This is a genomic window from Sneathiella chinensis, from assembly GCF_012720115.1.
In the GTDB taxonomy this organism is placed as follows: Bacteria; Pseudomonadota; Alphaproteobacteria; order Sneathiellales; family Sneathiellaceae; genus Sneathiella; species Sneathiella chinensis.
Window position 1 is genome coordinate 654,158 of the sequence record NZ_VNWN01000004.1, and the last position, 18,271, is coordinate 672,428.

Annotated in this window: 19 protein-coding genes; 15 read left to right on the forward strand and 4 right to left on the reverse strand. The window is 59.0% G+C overall.

All coding sequences use genetic code 11. The features are described from left to right. Position 1: 1 nt before the first annotated feature. On the forward strand, positions 2–1,081 hold the full coding sequence (gene paaE / locus FQB27_RS09635; protein ID WP_169560802.1) for a 1,2-phenylacetyl-CoA epoxidase subunit PaaE: 1,080 nt from the start codon (positions 2–4) through the stop codon (positions 1,079–1,081). Positions 1,082–1,183: 102 nt separating this feature from the next. Then, a complete protein-coding gene (locus FQB27_RS09640; protein ID WP_169560803.1) occupies positions 1,184–2,896 on the forward strand; it encodes a glycosyltransferase family 4 protein in 1,713 nt (570 codons plus the stop codon). Here FQB27_RS09640 and FQB27_RS09645 read toward each other — a convergent pair. Both FQB27_RS09645 and FQB27_RS09650 read right to left on the reverse strand, forming a co-directional pair. Next, entirely contained in the window at positions 2,890–3,234 is a 345-nt protein-coding gene (locus FQB27_RS09645; RefSeq protein ID WP_169560804.1) for a hypothetical protein, read from the reverse strand. The genes FQB27_RS09640 and FQB27_RS09645 overlap by 7 nt on opposite strands. A gap of 50 nt (positions 3,235–3,284) precedes the next feature. Then, on the reverse strand, positions 3,285–4,520 hold the full coding sequence (locus tag FQB27_RS09650) for a glycosyltransferase family protein (RefSeq protein WP_169560805.1): 1,236 nt from the start codon (positions 4,518–4,520) through the stop codon (positions 3,285–3,287). Positions 4,521–5,061: 541 nt separating this feature from the next. Here FQB27_RS09650 and FQB27_RS09655 point away from each other — a divergent pair. Genes FQB27_RS09655 through FQB27_RS09715 form a run of 13 tightly spaced genes read left to right on the forward strand, consistent with a single transcriptional unit; the run spans position 5,062 to position 16,400 of the window. Continuing rightward, a complete protein-coding gene (locus FQB27_RS09655; protein ID WP_169560806.1) occupies positions 5,062–5,280 on the forward strand; it encodes a Flp family type IVb pilin in 219 nt (72 codons plus the stop codon). A 49-nt stretch (positions 5,281–5,329) separates the two neighbouring features. After that, complete coding sequence (locus FQB27_RS09660) at positions 5,330–5,821, forward strand: A24 family peptidase (protein ID WP_169560807.1); 492 nt, start codon at positions 5,330–5,332, stop codon at positions 5,819–5,821. Positions 5,822–5,851: 30 nt separating this feature from the next. Next, entirely contained in the window at positions 5,852–6,709 is an 858-nt protein-coding gene (locus tag FQB27_RS09665; protein ID WP_169560808.1) for an SAF domain-containing protein, read from the forward strand. A gap of 47 nt (positions 6,710–6,756) precedes the next feature. Continuing rightward, the gene (locus FQB27_RS09670) at positions 6,757–8,109 is read left to right on the forward strand and encodes a type II and III secretion system protein family protein (RefSeq protein ID WP_169560809.1); all 1,353 of its coding nucleotides are present in this window, start codon (positions 6,757–6,759) and stop codon (positions 8,107–8,109) included. A 15-nt stretch (positions 8,110–8,124) separates the two neighbouring features. Continuing rightward, the gene (locus FQB27_RS09675; protein ID WP_169560810.1) at positions 8,125–8,742 is read left to right on the forward strand and encodes a hypothetical protein; all 618 of its coding nucleotides are present in this window, start codon (positions 8,125–8,127) and stop codon (positions 8,740–8,742) included. Continuing rightward, positions 8,735–9,946: a CpaE/TadZ family protein gene (locus tag FQB27_RS09680; protein ID WP_169560811.1), complete on the forward strand. Its 1,212-nt coding sequence runs from the start codon at positions 8,735–8,737 to the stop codon at positions 9,944–9,946. The genes FQB27_RS09675 and FQB27_RS09680 overlap by 8 nt, the downstream gene beginning before the upstream one ends. Next, positions 9,936–11,288 carry a TadA family conjugal transfer-associated ATPase gene (locus tag FQB27_RS09685; protein WP_169560812.1) on the forward strand — a complete coding sequence of 451 codons (1,353 nt, stop codon included), beginning with the start codon at positions 9,936–9,938 and terminating at the stop codon, positions 11,286–11,288. The genes FQB27_RS09680 and FQB27_RS09685 overlap by 11 nt, the downstream gene beginning before the upstream one ends. Continuing rightward, entirely contained in the window at positions 11,285–12,223 is a 939-nt protein-coding gene (locus FQB27_RS09690) for a type II secretion system F family protein (RefSeq protein WP_169560813.1), read from the forward strand. Before FQB27_RS09685 ends, FQB27_RS09690 begins: the two co-directional genes overlap by 4 nt. A gap of 4 nt (positions 12,224–12,227) precedes the next feature. Next, on the forward strand, positions 12,228–13,178 hold the full coding sequence (locus FQB27_RS09695; RefSeq protein WP_169560814.1) for a type II secretion system F family protein: 951 nt from the start codon (positions 12,228–12,230) through the stop codon (positions 13,176–13,178). Next, entirely contained in the window at positions 13,175–13,984 is an 810-nt protein-coding gene (locus FQB27_RS09700) for a tetratricopeptide repeat protein (protein ID WP_169560815.1), read from the forward strand. Before FQB27_RS09695 ends, FQB27_RS09700 begins: the two co-directional genes overlap by 4 nt. Then, entirely contained in the window at positions 13,981–14,475 is a 495-nt protein-coding gene (locus FQB27_RS09705; RefSeq protein WP_169560816.1) for a TadE/TadG family type IV pilus assembly protein, read from the forward strand. Before FQB27_RS09700 ends, FQB27_RS09705 begins: the two co-directional genes overlap by 4 nt. Positions 14,476–14,478: 3 nt before the next feature. Beyond that, positions 14,479–15,063: a TadE/TadG family type IV pilus assembly protein gene (locus FQB27_RS09710; RefSeq protein WP_169560817.1), complete on the forward strand. Its 585-nt coding sequence runs from the start codon at positions 14,479–14,481 to the stop codon at positions 15,061–15,063. Beyond that, a complete protein-coding gene (locus tag FQB27_RS09715; RefSeq protein WP_169560818.1) occupies positions 15,060–16,400 on the forward strand; it encodes a TadE/TadG family type IV pilus assembly protein in 1,341 nt (446 codons plus the stop codon). The genes FQB27_RS09710 and FQB27_RS09715 overlap by 4 nt, the downstream gene beginning before the upstream one ends. Here FQB27_RS09715 and FQB27_RS09720 read toward each other — a convergent pair whose 3' ends face one another. Both FQB27_RS09720 and FQB27_RS09725 read right to left on the reverse strand, forming a co-directional pair. Further along, positions 16,401–17,336, reverse strand: coding sequence for a DUF1853 family protein (locus FQB27_RS09720; RefSeq protein WP_169560819.1), 936 nt, complete (start codon positions 17,334–17,336; stop codon positions 16,401–16,403). Next, positions 17,333–18,163: a sulfite exporter TauE/SafE family protein gene (locus tag FQB27_RS09725; RefSeq protein WP_169560820.1), complete on the reverse strand. Its 831-nt coding sequence runs from the start codon at positions 18,161–18,163 to the stop codon at positions 17,333–17,335. Before FQB27_RS09725 ends, FQB27_RS09720 begins: the two co-directional genes overlap by 4 nt. Positions 18,164–18,271: the final 108 nt, after the last annotated feature.

Genomic DNA, 18,271 nt, shown 5'->3' on the forward strand with positions numbered 1-18,271 from the left:
AATGACACCCTTTCATCCCCTTGAAATCATCGATGTGAGACGCGAGACAGAGGAGGCGATTTCCGTTGCCTTTCGTGTGCCGGAGGCGTTGCGGGAAGCGTATGTCTATTATCCGGGGCAGCATCTGACCCTGAAGGCTCGCGTTGACGGGGAAGAATTGCGCCGGTCCTATTCCATTTGCAGCTCCCTGAAAGAGCAGAATTTGCGTGTTGTCATCAAGCAGATCGAGGGCGGCACGTTTTCAACCTTCGCCAACCGGATGTTCCAGAAGGGGCAGATTGTAGATGTGATGGTTCCGCAGGGGCGCTTTTTCACCCGCCTGATGCCGGACCACAAGAAGCGGTACCTGTTCGTTGCGGCGGGAAGTGGCATTACCCCCATATATTCCCTGTTGAAATCCGTTCTGGAGGAGGAGCCGGAGAGCAGTGTCACGCTGGTTTATGGCAATCGCAGGGCATCAAGTGTCGTGTTTCTGGAGGCGCTGGAAGACCTGAAGAACCAGTATGCTGAGCGGGTCAACCTGATCTACATCATGAGCCGGGAGCCGCAGGATATTCCGCTGTTCAATGGTCGGATCGATCGGGCCAAATGTGCTGAGCTGTTTTCGGGCCCGCTGGCCGGAGAGCCGTTTGACGAGGTGTTCCTGTGTGGCCCGGAACAGGTGATTACCGAGGTGCGGGATTATCTTCTGGAAGAAGGTATGGCGCCCGCACGGATCCATTTTGAACTGTTCGTCACCGATACCGTGCGAGAGGCGGCCGCCCGCGCACCGGAGGATATCCACAAGTTTGATACCGGGCCGGAGCGGCAGGTGACAGTAATCCTCGATGGACGCAGAACAGACGTTGGCATCCCGGCAGAAGGAGTTTCCATTCTGGATGCCGCGCTGGAAGCCGGGGTGGACCTTCCCTATGCCTGTAAGGGCGGGGTGTGCTGCACGTGCCGGGCCAAGGTGGTAGAGGGGGATGTGCGTATGGACGTGAATTATGCCCTTGATGATGACGAGGTGGAGGACGGGTATGTCCTGACCTGCCAGTCTCATCCGCTGAGCGATGGCGTGGTCGTCGATTTTGACGCCTGAGCCTGGCGGACCATAAAAGACGTTTCACCCTTGCATTGAATTGATCCTGAATTGTTCTATTATCTCCGGGGGCGGCCCGACCGGGGCGCCCACAAGGGGAGGATGGACGTGTTCGGACAGGCGGAAAACGCAGCGATCTATTATGAAAGGGAGGGGTTCAGTACCGACGGCAATCGGTTGCTGGGGCGCCAATCTGCGGGTGAAAGTTTCCTGAAAGGCTTTGTCCAGCACGGGGATGTGGACCGATTATATTGCTACACGGATCATCCCGGAAAGTTCGAAGCCTTTAAGCAGCAGGTGCGTGCGTGGGGGGCAGACTGTCCGCCGCAAACATGGATCAACCCTCTGACCGCCGGGGGGCTTGAGCAGGCCGGGTGCCTTTTCTATTCGGGGCCGGGCATTGGCAATTTTGCGTGGCAGCGCCGCCATGTGGGGCCAAACCGGTACAGCCTGTGCGGGCTGACCCATACCATCTCCAGCATGGAGGTCATGCAAGCCTTCGGTGATTTCGCCATTGCCCCGGTAGAACCGTGGGACGCCCTGATCTGTACGTCCCGGTCCGTCAGGAAGACCGTTACGCATGTGCTGGAGGAATGGGCCGACTATCTGGAGAGGCGTAATGGCGGCGAGGTAAGGCTGCCCGTCCAGTTGCCGGTTATTCCGCTGGGGATCAATTGTGATGACTTCGGCCACCCGCCGGACGGAGAGCGGGACAGCTTTGTCCGGTCTTTTCGCGCCCGCCACGGGATTGGGGAGGGGGACGTGGTTTTTCTTTATGTGGGGCGTTTGTCCTCCCACGCAAAGGCGCATCCGCTTCCCCTGTATCAGGCGCTGGAAAAGGCGGCCCGTCGGACCGACCGTAACATTCATCTGGTTCAGGCGGGCTGGTTTGCCTCCCGCGCCATAGAAGATCAGTTTGTCAAAGGGGCAGCGCGGTTCTGTCCTTCCGTGAATTGTATTTTTCTGGATGGCCGCAAGCCGGATATTCGCAAGCATATCTGGCATGTGGCGGATGTTTTCACGTCCCTGTCCGATAATATTCAGGAAACCTTTGGCATTACGCCAGTGGAAGCCATGGCCGCAGGCCTGCCGGTGGTGGTCAGCGATTGGGACGGTTACCGGGAAACGGTGCGGGACGGTGTCGATGGCCTATTGGTTCCGACCTCCTTGCCCGGGGCGGGGCACGGCCGGGATCTTGCCTATCGGTATCTGGTGGGTGTGGATGGATATGACCGCTTTGTCGGGCAGGTCAGCCTGTTCACGGATGTGGAGACAGAGGCGGCTGCGAACGCGTATCTTTCCCTGATTGAAAATCCCGACCTGCGGCGAAAAATGGGCAGTGCCGGTGCCAGACGGGCGCGGGAGACGTTCGACTGGAAGGTGATCATCAGGGCGTATCAGGATTTATGGGCAGAACTGGCCTCGCGCCGGCGGGCGGCGGCAGACCCTTCCCCAAAGGTTTATCAGGTGAACCCGGTTCCGCTGATGCAGGACCCATTTGCCCTGTTCGAGAATTACCCGACCCACCTGCTGACGGCCCGGACCCGCATAAAAGGCAAGCCCCGAGAAGAAGGACGGGCCGCGGACTATCTTTCCAGCTCTCTTGGCAATGGTGTTGCCCATCTGCTGCCAAAGGCAGAGGTTCTGGATAAAATGCTCGATCACTTGCGCACAGCAGGGGTTATGAGCGCAGGAGAGCTTGGGGCGCTCTATTCACTGGGGGAAAGCAAAAGCGTGCGGATCGTCGGCTGGCTTCTCAAAATGGGGCTGGTCCAGCGTGTCGATGACGGAGAGCCAACCGCCCCTGATCAATAGTGATCCACACCCTGTATTTGGCAGCTTCCCCGGGTATAGATGCTTCGCACGGCGCAGGATGTATTTGTGCGAATAACCAGATTGCCGGTGCATTCGTTGAAACTGACCCATGCTTCCGCACCAACGGTGTGGTTGCCGCTGCGGTGCGTCTTGATGACATCGGAAATGGATATCTTGCTGATCGTCAGGGCGCCGGTATCAAGGGACCGTATGGTCTGCTGCAGTTCCTGCTGACATATCTGCTGTCCGCCGGCCGCGGCACCGGTTGCTGTCAGGGCGGTGAAAAGAAAGCTGGCCGCCAGCAGGGTGGTTTGTTCCTTTAAAAGTCGGTCCATCATGGGCGTTCTCCTTTCATCCAGTGGGGGCGGGCCTGCCTCCCCTTTGGCTGTCAGCTTTTGGGGCGCCATTGAAGGGTGTTGGATGTTCCCTCCAGAATGGCATCCCGCTCCTGAAAGCGGAGGCGGGCCAGCCTGTTAACATTGGTCAGGCCGTCCAGCAGTCCGGGAATGACAATCTCGGACGGCTTCTTTTGTTGATAGAGTTGCTTCAGGGCCGTTGACATCATCTCGGCGGACCGGACCCCGTCATCAATCAGGACACTGATCAAGCCCAGTTCAGCAGCACGGGTCGCCCGGATATATTGCTCAAGGCGGGGAACCGTGCGCGGGATGATCAAGGCCCGCTTGTCAAGGGATAGCACCTCGCAGAACGTATTATAGCCGCCCATGGCCACAACCGCCGTTGCATGCTGCATCAGGCTTTCCATATGGTTGTTGAAGGTCACGGCCCGCACATTGTCAAGCTGGGCGATCCGTTCCCGGAAACTGGTCCGGGTTTCCGGTGGCATGAAGGGCCCCAGCACAAACAGGGCATCCATGGGCGGGCGCTCATCCGCTTCATAGGCGCGAAGAACCCAGTCAATGAGGACCTCGCCATCGCCGCCGCCGCCAACCGTGATCAGCACATAGGGGTTCTCGATTTCTTCCAGAATGGCAGGTTCGTTGCTGATCTGCTCGTTGCGGGGCAGGTACCCGGTATAGGTGACCTTGCGTTTCACATCGGCGGGCAGATTGATTTCCTGTAAGGGGTTGTAAAGCTGCTCAACCCCGAAAATCCAGATGTCATCATACAGCGACTTGAGGGCCGGCATGACATTCTTGCGAGTCCATTCAGGGACCAGCAGGGCAGGGTCGTCAAGAACATCCCGAAGACCAAGGACCAGTCGCGTTCCCTTTTCCTTCAGCATGTGGAGGGTTTCCTCCACCTCGCCGCGAAGGCCGAACGGTTCCTTGTCCACAATGAAGATATCGGGGTCGAACGTTTCAGCCGTATGGCGAATGATCGAGGACCGCATGGCCAGTGTCTGTTCGGTGTCGATATGCAGGCTGAGGGATGTATATTCCCCGTTTCTCAGCTTGATAATGCCGGGAATACGAACGAAATCCACCCGCGCCTTGAAATCGAAACTTCCAATAATCGGAGAGCCGGAAAGGATGAGAACGGAAAGGTTGGGGTTTTGTTCGACCAGGGCATGGGCCAATGTGCGGCATCGTCTCAGATGTCCCAGTCCAAAGGAATCGTGGCTATAGATCAGCACACGTCTTGCCTTGTTTGTACCCGCCATACCTTTTCCTTCCCAAACATCGATTCCGGTACAGGTACAGTACCAATGTCCCGACGGTATAAACCCTGTCTTGCCAGAATGCACGATCAAAACAAAAAGGCGTATCGGAAATCACAGGATGTGACATGGAATCATCACCGGGGAATCGATCACACCGGATTTGATACTTGGCCGTTATTCGACACATAAGCTAATTTTTTCGATTTTTAAAAAGCTATTTTTTTGGGCTTTTGTATTTACGGTTTTCGCAAATTTTAACGAATATTATAAATTCATTTATGTTCAAAAATGGCGCTAAAATATTATAAGAATATTATATTGCCGAATTTTGATGACAGGGGCGGCGGCGTTTTCTATTCAAATTTCCTGTTAAGTCTTTCGTTTTGTTTTGATTTTTTTGTCTTGTGTCAGGTCGTCTCACCCCGGCACGGAAGATGTGAACCCGTGCGGGAAAAGCGGCGCTTTTTATGAATTTGGTAAAATAACAAAACCGCTGTTTGTCAAAAAATCAGATCAATAGGGAAACAGCAAGGGGGGGAACATGAAAATACATCTGAAAAGGGTGCTTCTGGATGAAAGCGGCGTGACCTCGGTTGAATATGCGCTGCTGGCGGCGGCGGCGGCCGTCGGGATCGGCGCAGTTGCCGGGGATTTCTACGGCAAGGTTGGCACTTTCCTGTCGAATATCGACCTCAACGGAACAGACGCTGGCGCAGGAGGGGAAACCGGAGGGCCGCCGAACCCGGATGGAGGCGGTTGATTGTTCCGCAAAAGAGAAATGCCATAGTCATAAAGATGGGGGGAGCCTTATGCCGAATATTCTGCCGGTGACAGTGCTGGCCATTCTGGCGACGGTTTCCTTCTATGATCTGAAGGATCGCCGTATCCCTAACCTTTGTCTTCTGGCGCTGCTGGTCCTGTTTCCGGTTTTCATCTGGCAGACCGCAAACTGGGAGAATATCGGCCTGCATCTGTTGTGGGGAGGCGGGGCCTTTGCCGCCCTGTTTCCTTTTTTTGTTCTGGGGGGTATGGGCGGCGGCGATGTGAAGCTGATTGCTGTTCTTGCTCTGTGGGCAGGCCCAAAGGCAGGAGCTGATTTTCTGTTAATCACCGCGCTGCTGGGGGGCGGGTTGTCGCTGATTGTCTTGATGCCGGGGGTGCAAAATCTGGTTGAGCGTGTGTTGGCGCAGGGGGGGATGATCCACCTGATGCGCTGTTATCCAACGCCCCGGTCCATTCCCTATGGCGTTCCGGTGGCGATGGGCGGGGGATTGGCCCTCTATCAGGCATGGTGGCAATAGGCAAGGCAGCGAGAGAAAAGGGGGGGCGGCATGAAATCGGTGTTTTTGTTTCTGTGCAGTTTCGCCTTCATGGTCGCGACAGCCTATCTGTCGGTGCTGCTGCTGGGCGGGGGGCGCCCGGAACAGGCCGCGTCTCCTTCATCCGTTGCCGTGCAAGCAGAGAAGGCGGCCTTTGCCGTGCAGCCCCTAAAGGCGGGGGACATTCTGCAACCGTCGGACATTGTCTGGCGACCGATCCGGGATGGTGAGCGGAAAGACGCCTTTTTATTGGCGTCCGCCTTCCCGTCCGGGATCGGTGGATATGGGGTTGTGCGGGCCGTCCGTTCCGGGCAGCCGGTTTTGATCAAGGATGTGATCGCCCCGGATAGCCCGGTATTCCTGTCAGAGATTATCCCGCCGGATAGCCGTGCGGTTCCGATTTCCCTTCCTGTGCAGGCGTCCTATCACGCGCTTCTTATCCCCGGAAAATGGTTTGATCTTTTTGCAGGCCCCCCGGCGGGACCAGAGACACACCGTACCGATGCCGGACCGCAGGTTCTTGAAAGCCTTCGTTTGCTGAAGGTCGGGGACAGGCAGGCCGGACGGGTGAACCTGATTGTCGAGGTGCCAGACCGCGAGGTGCAAGCTCTGGCCATGTTGGCGAGGAAGAAAGAAGTGATCCTTGTCGCAAGGCCGGACGGCGCACCTTCCCGGCCTCAATTTGGAAACCGGCAACCTGAGACTGTGCCGACAGAGACGTTTCCGAAAGCGGATCAGGATGCAGGGGGGAATACCGTGTTCGAAAGTCCGGTCAGCGCCGGTTATCGGACGGTAGTTTTCCACCGGGCGGACAAACGGACCGTTCTGAAATTACCCGCCCTTGAGGCGACAGGCGGGAACGGGGGATAGGGCGGCGCATGATGTTGGTGATATTCCGATATGCCGGCTGTTTGGCAATGTTCTTTCTTGCAGGGTTGATGGGGGCGCACCCGGCCTATGCCGGTGCGGAGAGGCTTGACCTCCATGTCAATGAGGGGAGCTTTTATAAGCTGACGGAACCGGTTGTGGATGTTCTGGTAACCAACCCCGCTATTGCCGATGCCCAGTTCACGCAAGGGAATGGCCTGTTCGTGTACGGGAAGCGGGCGGGCCGGACCCATATCCTGGCTGTGGCAAAAAACGACAAAATCATTTTTAACCGGTTAATTGAGGTAAGGAGGAGCCTTGCGGCGTTGGAAACCACCTTGGACGATGAGTTCGGCGCGGCCTCTGTCCGGGTTGTCTCCTCTGCGGGGCGGTTGATTGTCAGTGGACAGGCCACCAGCCATGACGAGGCCGGGCGTATTCTGGATGTGATCCGGGGCTATCTTGACGAGGGAGAGGAAATCGTCAACCGGATTGCGGTGCCCGGCCCGGGGCAGGTGAACCTGAAGGTCAGGATCGTTGAGGTGAACCGGAGGGCGACAAAGGATTTGGGGATCAACTGGGATATCCTTCTCAATCCCGGTTCCATAACGGTGGGCCTGTTAAGCGGGCGCAGCCCCTTTCTGGCGGGGGGCAGGATCATCCCCCAGCGCAGTCTTGCCGGGGGGCAGAGCAGTGCCGTCTTTGGGTATGCCGGGGACGGGTTTTCTGTCAATTCCGTGATTGATGCCCTGGTGGAGGATAATCTGGTCACCGTCTTGGCGGAGCCAAACCTGACTTCCCGTTCGGGAGAGAAGGCGAGTTTCTTCGCGGGGGGAGAGTTTCCCGTTCCCGTATCGGCATCGGATGATCGCATTACCGTTCAGTTCAAGCAATTCGGGGTCATTCTGGACATGACGCCAACGGTTCTGTCACCGGACAGGATCAGTTTGCATATCCGGCCAGAGGTGAGCGAGTTGTCTTCATCCGGCGCGGTGGTGATCGATGATGTGAGCATCCCCGGTATCTCGATCCGGCGCACAGAGGCCACCATTGAACTGGCCAGCGGACAGAGTTTTGCTGTTGCCGGGTTGCTTCAGAACCGCAATCGCAATCTGGTGAAGGAGGTGCCGTGGCTGGCGGACCTGAATGTGCTGGGGCCGTTGTTCCGGTCGTCCCGCTATCAGAATGAGGAAACCGAACTGGTCATTATCGCCACGGCCAATCTGGTGCAGCCTTTGTCCCGCGATGATTACACAACGCCGCTGGCAGGTCTTCGCGAAAATTCCCAGAGCCGGAAATTGAAAACCGGGCGCAATCTGACCCCTTCCCCGGTCCCGGAAATACCGGATGGCCCGGCGGGGAAAGGCGGCCGGGTGTATGGGGCGCATGGGTATATTTACTGAGCAGGCGGGTCGGAAATGAAAAGATTTGCGCAAATACTGGGATTGACGGCGGCGGGCCTCTCGGTCGGGGGATGCCTTCTGGTGGAAGACGATATTCCGCCTATCCCCCTGACGGCACAGGCCCCGGAATTGGGCATCTCGCAGGTTGCGCGGGACTTTGAATATCATGCCGGACAAAGCCGGTTCCTGACGGCGGGTGGTGTGTGGGTGGAACAGGCCCTGTCCGAATTTCAATCACAAGGCGGCCGTCATGTCCATGTGCTTGCAAGAACCGAAAGGGCCGCAGAATATATGGCCGGGTTACAGACAGTGTTTCCTGCGCTGACCCTGACCGTTGAGGAACGGCCCATTTCCGAAGACAAGGAGCGCGTCACGGGGGCAGAACTGGTAATGACCCTTAACCGGTATCTGTTGCAGGTGCCGGATTGCGTGATGGGAGACCGGCGGCGCCCGCTTGGCTGCGCGGTGGAGAGGAACCGGGCGTTGAGCCTTGTCGATCCGGCAGAACTGCACGGAGGAAGGCCCGTGCCGGCGGGGGAAGGCGGTTCTTTTGTCCTGTCCTTGTTCCCACCGGAAAAGGCGCAAGCCGAAGGCATTTCCCCCGCACCGGAAAAGGGAGGGGGGAATGAATAGCGTCGCCCCGGTCCTTTCCGTACAGGCCCCCCTGACCGTGACCGTGTTTGCCAGTGACCGGGAAACCATGGCCGGGATCAGGACCCTTCTATCCGGCCAGCTTCGAATGGAGCCGGAATGCCGGTCTGGCAATGTTACGGCGGCGACGGCCTATTTCGCCAGAAATCCATCGCCGGATGTGCTGATTGTCGATATTTCCGGGGTCGATCTGCCCCTGTCGCACATGAACGAACTGGCCAAGGTTTGCGCACCGGATGTCAAGGTGATTGCCATCGGGGATCGGGATGCGGTGGGCCTGTACAGGAACCTTCTGGATATCGGGGTGCAGGATTATCTGGTGACACCGGTTCCGGCGGATATTCTGCACCGGGCGATCCTGCGGGCCACCCGTCCGGATAATCAATCAACCCCATCGGCGGTGCGCGGAAAGATCGTTTCTGTCTTGGGGGCATCAGGCGGGGCCGGGGTTACCAGCATCCTGTCCCTGCTTGGCCTGTCCCTGTCCGGGAGCCGGGGCCGGCGGGTCATGATCGTTGATCTGGACGCGGGCCATGATGGTGTGGGCGGCTTTTTCAAACAGGAGCCGGAAGCACAGGATCAGGGGTTCCTGCAATCGCCTGAACGGATCGACCAGCTATATCTGGACCGGGTGATGCGACCGGTGACAGAGCGCCTGCATATCCTGTCATCTCGCGGGTCGGTCTCCCGTGTGTCCCGATATGGCCCCGAGATGCAGGACAGGCTGACCAGCCTTCTGGAGAACCGGTATCATTTTCTGTTTATGGATTTTTCAGGGCTGCCGATCAGTCAGGCGGTCCCGCTTGTTGCCAAAAGCGATATCCGGTTGATCCTGTGTCAGCCTACCGTTCCTGCTGCCCGGCAGGTTGATGCCCTGTTGAAAGCCTTCAACGGAAATGAGGTCGGCAAGGAACTGGTTTTGCTGAACCGCTGCCGGCCCGGCACCTCCCTTGATGTTCCCGTTCAGCGTCTTGAAGCGCATCTGGACCGGCAGATTGATGGGGAAATACCGTTTGATGGTGCCGGTTTTGCGGCGCAAGGGGTTTATCCGCCGGACCTGTCCCGACTGTCCGCGCGAACGCAGGCCAGCCTGAACCGCTTTGCCGATCTGCTGACAGGGGAGGGACGCCGGAAAGCTACAGGCATGTTGGGCCGGATCAGGGAGGCCACGCGCCATGTTTGGTAAAAAGAATGATCCGTTCCCCACTGGTCTGGAGGATCCCGCCGCCCCGTTTCAGGGGCCGGAGGGGGCGGCGGCAGACCCGCCCGCCGATCCGGTGGTTATAGAGCCCCCTATAAGGGCGCGGGTGGAAGCCCTGTTTTATCAGCAGGTCAATCCGGCCCGCGTTACGGGCCTTTCCCGCTCGGAACTGGCCATTCAGGTGACGCAGGCGGTGTCTCAAATCGTCGAGAATGAGAAGATCCCGCTCAACTGGAAAGAGCAGTCCTCCCTGACACGGGAGTTGCTGGATGATCTGCTGGGCACCGGCCCGATCCAGCCCTTGCTGCGGGACCCGGAGGTGAGCGACATTCTGGTAAACGGGCCGAATTCCGTGTTCGTTGAGAAAAAGGGGACACTGGTCGAGACTGCAATCCGCTTCCGCGATGATGCGCATGTCTTGTCGGTGGCGCGGCGCATGGCAGGGTCGGTCGGGCGGCGGGTGGATGAAAGCAGCCCGATGGTTGATGCGCGTCTTCCCGATGGCAGTCGGGTCAACATTATTGCGCCGCCCTTGTCCATTCACGGCACGATTATCTCTATCCGAAAATTCTCGGAGCGGGGGTTGAGCCTTGAAGATCTTGTCAGCCGGAACAGTGCGTCGGACGAAATGGTCCGGTTTCTGGGGGCGGCTGTGGCCAGTCGGATGAATATTCTGATTTCGGGCGGCACCGGCGCCGGAAAGACAACCGTCCTGAATGCCCTGTCCGGCTGTATCGGCAAGACAGAGCGGATTGTCACCATTGAGGATGCCGCCGAGATCAATCTTCAGCAGACCCATGTGATCAGTCTGGAAACCCGACAGCGCAGCGCCGAAGGGGTGGGAGAGGTAACACAGCGCGACCTGCTTCGAAATGCCCTCAGGATGCGCCCCGACAGGATCGTCATTGGCGAGGTTCGGGGGGATGAGGTTGTCGATATGCTGCAGGCTATGAATACGGGACATGACGGGTCCATGTCCACGGTCCATGCGAATTCAGCGCGGGAGGCGTTGGTTCGCCTTGAGCATCTGATGCTGTCCAGTTCCGGGAACTTTCAGGTGGAAACAATCCAGCGGCAGATTGCGTCGGCGCTGGACCTTGTGGTGCATGTGAAACGGGACCCCGCTGGACACCGGTCCATCCGGGCCATCACCGAGGTTATCGGGATTGAAAGTGGCACTATTGTAACGCAGGACCTGTTCAGGGCATCCGCATCCCCGCCGGGCGCAGGTGGGGGCGGGTTTGAACAGGTCCGGGTCCGGCCCCATTGCCTGACAAAGGCCGCGCAATATGGGCTGGATCAGGACATCCGGGAGATCCTGTCATGAGCGCGCTTACCCCGGAATTTGCATTTCTGTTTGTTCTGATCCTGTGCGGGATCGGGGGCACGGTTTGCCTGTTTTTATTGTTCCGGCATGTATTGGCAGGGCGGTGGCCTTCGTGGGACAGGTATCTTTCCGCTTCACCGGGGAGGGGGGCGTCCGGGCCTCCCGCACGATCGGAACAGGAACCCCGAACGGAGGCCCTGTTGCTGACACTGGCGCGGGGGACACCCGGCCGGGGCAAGGTGGGTCTGGCTCGCCTGCTGGCGATCTTTTTGATGCTGTTGGTTTTGCTTGCCCTGCTGTTGGTCTTTCTCGGGATTTGGTGGGGGGCATTGTTGGCGGCAAGTCTGGCGTTCCTTCTTAAGGGGGCCTTCCGAAAACAGGGCGCGCGCCGGGATCGATATCTCAGGGAACAGTTTCCTGAAGCCCTTGATTTGCTGGTGCGCGGGGCGCGGGTCGGGGTCTCGCTGGAGGAAAACCTGCGCACGGTGGCCCGTGAAATGCCCGCCCCGACGGGCCCGTTCTTCGCGGGGATGGTCGGGCAACTGGATATGGGGGTGCCGTTTGAAACTGTCCTGAAAAAGGTGGCGGGGCAGACAGGTCTTCGGGAATACCGGTATTTCGTCGCCACCCTGTCCATTCAGCGTCTTACCGGGGGTGCCTATGCAGATGTCCTGCACCGGCTCAGCCGGATGCTGCGGGACTATGAGGAACAGGCAAAAAGGGCGGATGTGGCAACGTCCGAAGCCAGATTGTCCGCCCGGATTGTTGCCGGGCTGGGGATCGTTTCCACGATTTCGCTGTTTTTCCTCAACCGCCAACAGTTCGAATTTCTGGCGACAGACCCGGAGGGGCAGCAGATCCTGCTTTATTGTCTGGGCAGTGTGTTGACAGGGTTTGCCGTGATTTCCCACCTTGTCGGACGAATTCGGGAGTGACGGGATGAGCGGCGCGACTATGACCGTTATGGGGGCTGTGGTTCTTATGGGTACGGGCGTTTTTCTGGTGATCTGGACCTTCCGGGCCGCCCTTGCCGCCCGGCGGGCCAGAAAGATTGACCATTGCCTTGCCCCGGAACCGGTATCCGGGAAAATCCCCCCGGACATCGTCAGGGAAACCGTCCCCGCACGGGCGCAGGCATGGCTTGCCGCGTGGATCAGCGAAGGCGGGATATGGCCTTGGGGGGTGAGCTCGCGCTCGGAGGACAGAGCAGATGACGGGCACGGGGCCATTCCTCTGGTCCCAGGCAATGGCGTGAAGGGGGTGTTCGCGCTGCTTGGCATGGGGGGCGCAGCCATCGGATTGATGCTGCTATCAGATCTTCCGCTTGTGTCTGCAAAAGGAATTTCGGCCCTGTTTGTGGGGGGCGTTGCTGGCTGGATGATCCCCGAACAGATCGGCAAGGGGATCAGGCTGTATCGCCGCCGCAGACTGGATCGGCTGGCCCCGGATATGATCGACCTGTTGATGTTGGGGGTTGAGGCCGGGATGACCTTTGATGCGGCTTTACTGGAAACCGAGGGGCATATTCGGGATTTCGCCCCCGAACTTGCCGGTCAGATGCAGCGGCTTTCGGCGGATCTTTTGGTGTTGCCACGGCGCCGGGATGCGTTTGACAAGCTGTATGCCCGAACCGGCGCGGAAACGTTGCGCTATCTGGCGGTTGCCATCGCACAGGGAGAGCATTACGGAACGCCACTTGCAGCGTCTTTACGGGTGGTGGCCGAGGAAAGCCGCCGTCACCGTCTGATCGAGCGGGAACGGCAGGCGGCCCGGCTGCCGGTTTTGCTGAGCCTGCCACTGATCCTTTTTATTGTGATCCCCATCGTGGTGATTTCGGCGGGGCCGGGTTTTGTGTCCGTGATGCGCCTGTTTGACGGAGGCGGACATTGAGACATGTATTGGCAATGCTTCTGCTGGGGATCACGCTGTCCGCCTGTTCGGGGAGCAGTTCGTCCTTGCGGGACCAGTTTTTTGCTTCCCCTCCCGATACGGGGCTGGCCGGACAGAGTGTGGCCGTCGCCGCGGCACAAAACGGGGATTATGTCTCTGCTGCCCGGATATACGCGGCTCTTCTCGGGGCGGGGAGGGAGACACCGGCACTTTGGGCAGGGTATGCGGAGGCCCTTTTCCGGCTGGAAGCCTACCCGGAAGCGCTGGGCGCTTATGACCGTCTGGCGGTGTTGACCGAAAAGGGCTGTACCGCCCGGATCGGGCAGGGCAAGACCAGCCTGCGATTGAAGCAGCCGTCCGTTGCCGTTCTGCATTTTCAAGGCTGCATCGGGCGGGAGCCGGAGAACCGGGCCGCCCTTGCGGGATTGGCCGTTGCCCATGACATGGCGGGAAAGCCAGATCAATCTGCCCCCCTGTATCAAAGGCTTTTGGAAAGCCGGCCCGACGATATCCAAATCCTGAACAATTATGGGGTTTCCCTGTTGCTGGCGGGCCGCCTTAAGGAGGCCATCACCCGGCTGTCCCAAATCGCCTTTGGGCCTGCTTCCACGCGTCGGGTTCGGCAAAATCTGGCCTTGGCCTACGCCCTGAACGGGGACAGCGGTGCAGCTTTCAATATCGGCTTGCTGGACCTTGGCGCGGAGGAGGCGACCGCCAACCTGAAATACTATGAGTTGCTTCGATCCATGAAGAGCAATGTGGCCCTCCGCGCTTTTCTGTTCGCCGGGGAGGGGCCGAAAACATGATGATCAGAAAGGCCCGTCGCCCGTCGCCCGCCCGTCCGCCGCTGCTTGCCGCGTTTCTGGCAAGTTGCCGGGGGGTGACCAGCGTCGAATTGGCCCTGACCCTGCCGGTCCTTCTGGCAATGATCTTTCTGGTTATCGATCTGCAACGGCTTTCCTTGACCGATAGTCTGCTGCGGCGGACGGGCGGGCATATTGATCCGCCGGGGGGGCAGGCGGTGACATTGCCCCTGCCATCGGAAGCGGAGGTTCTGGCGGGGTTGCAATCGGGGATCGGCGGGGGGCTGCCAGACTGGCTGGAGTTGGCGGGGCTGACCGTGGCCCGAACCGGGATAGAGAATGCTCCTTCCGGGGATTGGCTGTTTGTCACCTACCGTCTTGCCTATACGCCGCCGCTAATCTCGCCGGTGGGGTTCCTGATCCCGGCGGATGTTCGCCGGCGGCAGTCCCACCATGTTGTCACCCTTCGGCTTGCACCACAGCAAGGGGGGTAGGGAATGTTTCTGCCTGAGGCATTTGCGCGGTCAGAAGGGGGCAGCGTGTTTGTGGAAACGGCCCTTCTGATGCCGGTTCTGGTATTTCTTCTTGTGCTTGGTTTTGATCTTGTGCGGCTTGTCCAACTGGATCATGAGGCAGAAGAAATGCTGACGCAGGGGTTGGTACACCTGAGCGAGGCTGACTATCCCGATCAGGAGACCGTCCAGTCTCTCCATGGCCGGTTTCAGGCCCAGTTGCACGAGGATATCAAGGCGGTGGGGCTTGGGCTTTCGGCCCATATCCTGCACCTGCCGGGAGAGGGGGGCGAGGGATTGCCGCTTTCGTTGTCGGGGCGTCTTGTGGGGCGCGATTGCCCGCAAGCGGGGCGGGCATGGCTGAAGGGCGGCAGCCAGAGTGAACCGGCGCCTTTCGAAACCGGGCAAATAAATGCCCCAGTCCTGCCAGACCAATATCTTGCGGTTTTGACCCTGTGCCTGTATCCGGCGGACGCCTTTTTTCTGACCGGCTTTTTTGAAGCATCGGCAGAGGGCATGACAGTCAGCGGTGCCCGCCCTTTGTCCTATCGTCAGGTTCCCCCGGAATGACCCGTTCGAAGGGGACGGGGGCAGGTCGCATTCCCTTCTTCCGGTGTGAAAGCGGCAGCATGGTACCAATGGCGGTTCTGGGCGTGATCCTGATTGTGGGCAGTCTGGCGCTTGCCGTGGATATGACCCGCCTTTTCAGGGTGGAGGCTCAAATCCAGAGGATTGCCGAGAATGCCGCCCGCCTTACCGCGCAGAACCTGTATCTGATGGAGGATCAGGCGCTGATCCCGATGGTGGAAGGGTTCATCCGCCAGAGCCTTGTTGACGGAAGCGGTGTTTCTGCTGAGGGGGCGGGCACAAACATCGTCTTTATTGAGGTGGTGCAGGACCGGCAGGCGGGGCAGGTATCTGTTGCCTTTGAGGTTGCGGTGCCGACGGTTTTGATCTCCCTGTTCGGGGCGGGGGAGGGGAATGTCCTGCATGCAGAAAGCAGGTGGCAGATTTCCCTGCCGCCCTCGGAAATTATTCTGGTTTTGGACCGGACAGAACAGGCCGCCTTGCAATCCGCGCTGGAGGGCATGAAGGTAGGGGCTGCGCATTTTTCTCGCATTCTGGATGCCCTTCCAAAACAGCCCGAAACCGTGCGTATGGGCGTTGTTCCTTTGGGCGGGGATCGTGTCAATGTGGCCCCAAGGAAGGCATGGACGCGACCAGAGGAATGGCCGGTTCTGGTGCCGCCCGCAGTACCCGGCATCAAGGGGTGGTCCGGCCCGCTGGAGGAGGAGCGCTGGTGCGTGCTGCCGCGCTATGGGGAGGGCCGGAATATGCCGATCCCGCCGTCGGTGGAAAGGTTCCCGGTCTATTTGGAAATCACGGTTACCCCGGACCCGGAGACCGGCCTAGACCGATATGAGGTGACCACACCGGAGGATTGTGACCTTTTGCGCCTGTTGCCGCCGGAGGGTCAGCCGGGCCTTGTTCAGGCGTATCTTGAGGGTGTGACGGGACATGGGGTCGCCGCGACGGGCACTGCCCTTACATGGGCGGAACGCATGCTGGCCCCTGAATGGAGCGGGGTCTGGCAGGCGGGAACCTCCTTCCCGGCGGCATACGGGGCGGCGCAGAAGGCGGTTATTCTGGTGAGTGGCAGTGCCAATGCCGACGCCGCCCTTCAGGATCCCCTGATGGGGGCGGTGTGCGACCGGCTGAAAAGCGAGGGGGTTGCAATCCATGTGGTGGATTATCAGTCCCCGCCGGAGACCCGCGCTGGGTTGCAACAATGCGCCAGTGAGCCGGCCCGGTATTTCCGGGTGGAAAACAGCGGGCAACTGATCCGGGCCTTTCTGGATGTGATCCGCTTCCTGACGGAAATAGAGTCGGTATCGCCTTGGACCTGATCAGGGCCAGTCATTCGGCGTCACAAAAAGCCGCCGGATTTCAGTGAAATGGTCCGCGTCCTGCCGGGCCAGCAGAATGAGGTGAGGGGCCGCGTGGCCTTGGAAGCAATGGGCCAGCGCGGCTGAGGCCACGGTCTGGTCCCCTCTGACCAGATCATCGAAGTCACGGATCGGGCTGATCCAGCGGGGTTTTTTCAGGATACGAAAATGGGTGAAGGGTAAGCTGCTGTCCGCTTGGAACTGGTGGAGGGTCATCCAACAGCTTTGCAGGCATTGGGGGGATAGCGAGGGCGGTAACGGTGTGGTGCCCGGTTCGTAGGCGCTGTCTTGCCTTGCTGCGCTGAAAAGCATCCCCTTGACCATGGGGGAGGAGGTGACCTCCTTTATCCCGAGGCGGGAAAGGCAGGCCTGTCCAGCCGGTGTTTCCGGCAGGGTTAGCTGGTGAGAGAAAAGCCGGTCCAGCTTGCGCCCCAAGGTATCCCGTTTCATGGGGCCAACCCACTGCCACGGGTCCATCCTGTCGCCCGCATTCAGGTAGAACTTGACCGCCAGTTCCCAGTGCCAGCAGGCCCCGTCATAGTCGAACAGGACATCCATTTCGCCAAGGGTTTGCTTGTCTTCCCGGACCTGAAGGTTTTTACCCCGAACCTGCACGCCTGGCATGTTTTCAAGCCAGAAGAAAATCAGATGCTCGAAATAGGTGCCAAGATTTTGCCGCTTCATGGTGAGGAGCGTATCCAGCAGGGGGGATGGGTCGTTGCGAACCCTGTCAATCAGGGCGCGGGTTTCCGGCAGGCGGGCGAGATGGGCCTGAAGGCTGTTGGGAAGCAGGGGCGGGGACAGGATCGCCCATTCCAGATCACCGGCAAGAAAGGGGCGAAAACGGGCGGTCAGCCGCGCCTTCAATGTTTCCCTTTCCTGCCGGTCCGCGGTCATGACAGCAGGCTATAGAACATCCTGACAGATGTCAGGAACAGGAAGAAGGCAAAGGCTTTTTTCAGGGCGTTGGTGTTGATGCTGTGGGCGATATGGACGCCGACAGGGGCAAACAGCATGGTCATGGGAACGATGATCAGGAAGCCCAGAATATTGACATAGCCGATATTCCCCGGCGGCAGATCGGGCACGGAAAAGCCCGAAATCAAAAACCCGATGGTCCCCGGCACGGCAATGATCAGACCGATGGCAGAGGCAGTGCCGACGGCAAGGCGAATGGGGTAGTTGAACAGGGTCAGGATCGGGACCGTGAAGGTGCCGCCGCCAATGCCCATCATGGCAGAGAACCAGCCGATAAAGACGGCAATCGCTTCCTTGAGGGGAGAGCGCGGCAGTTGGTTGGAAATATGCACATCCGCCGGACGAAAGGCCATATTCGCCGCAACAACAAGGGCAAGAACCGCAAAAACACCGGTCAGAACGGCCGCGTTTGCCACGCTGGCAAGGGCGGTCCCGCCAAGAACCCCAAGAAAGATAAACGGTCCCCAGCGTTTCAGGAGGTCCACATCAATGGACCCTTTCTTGTAATGGGACCGGGCGGACGAGATGGAGGTCAGGATGATGGTCGCCAGCGAGGTGCCGACCGCGATATGCATGCGGATGTCATCCCCGACCCCGAAATAGGGTAAGGTGTTGTACAGGACGGGAACAATCACGATGCCGCCGCCAACCCCAAGGAGCCCGGCAAGAATGCCGCCAAAAATACCGGTGCCAATCAAGACAAGGACAAGACCGAGAAGAAGGGAAATATCAAGGGACTCAAACATGGATACGGGTGCCTGCTGGTTAGTGGATTAAGGACAGGTTCTTGCCCAAGTCGTACCACGTTTGGGCGACCCTTAGTAGAAGAAAGGTTTCTGCACGATAGAAATTGC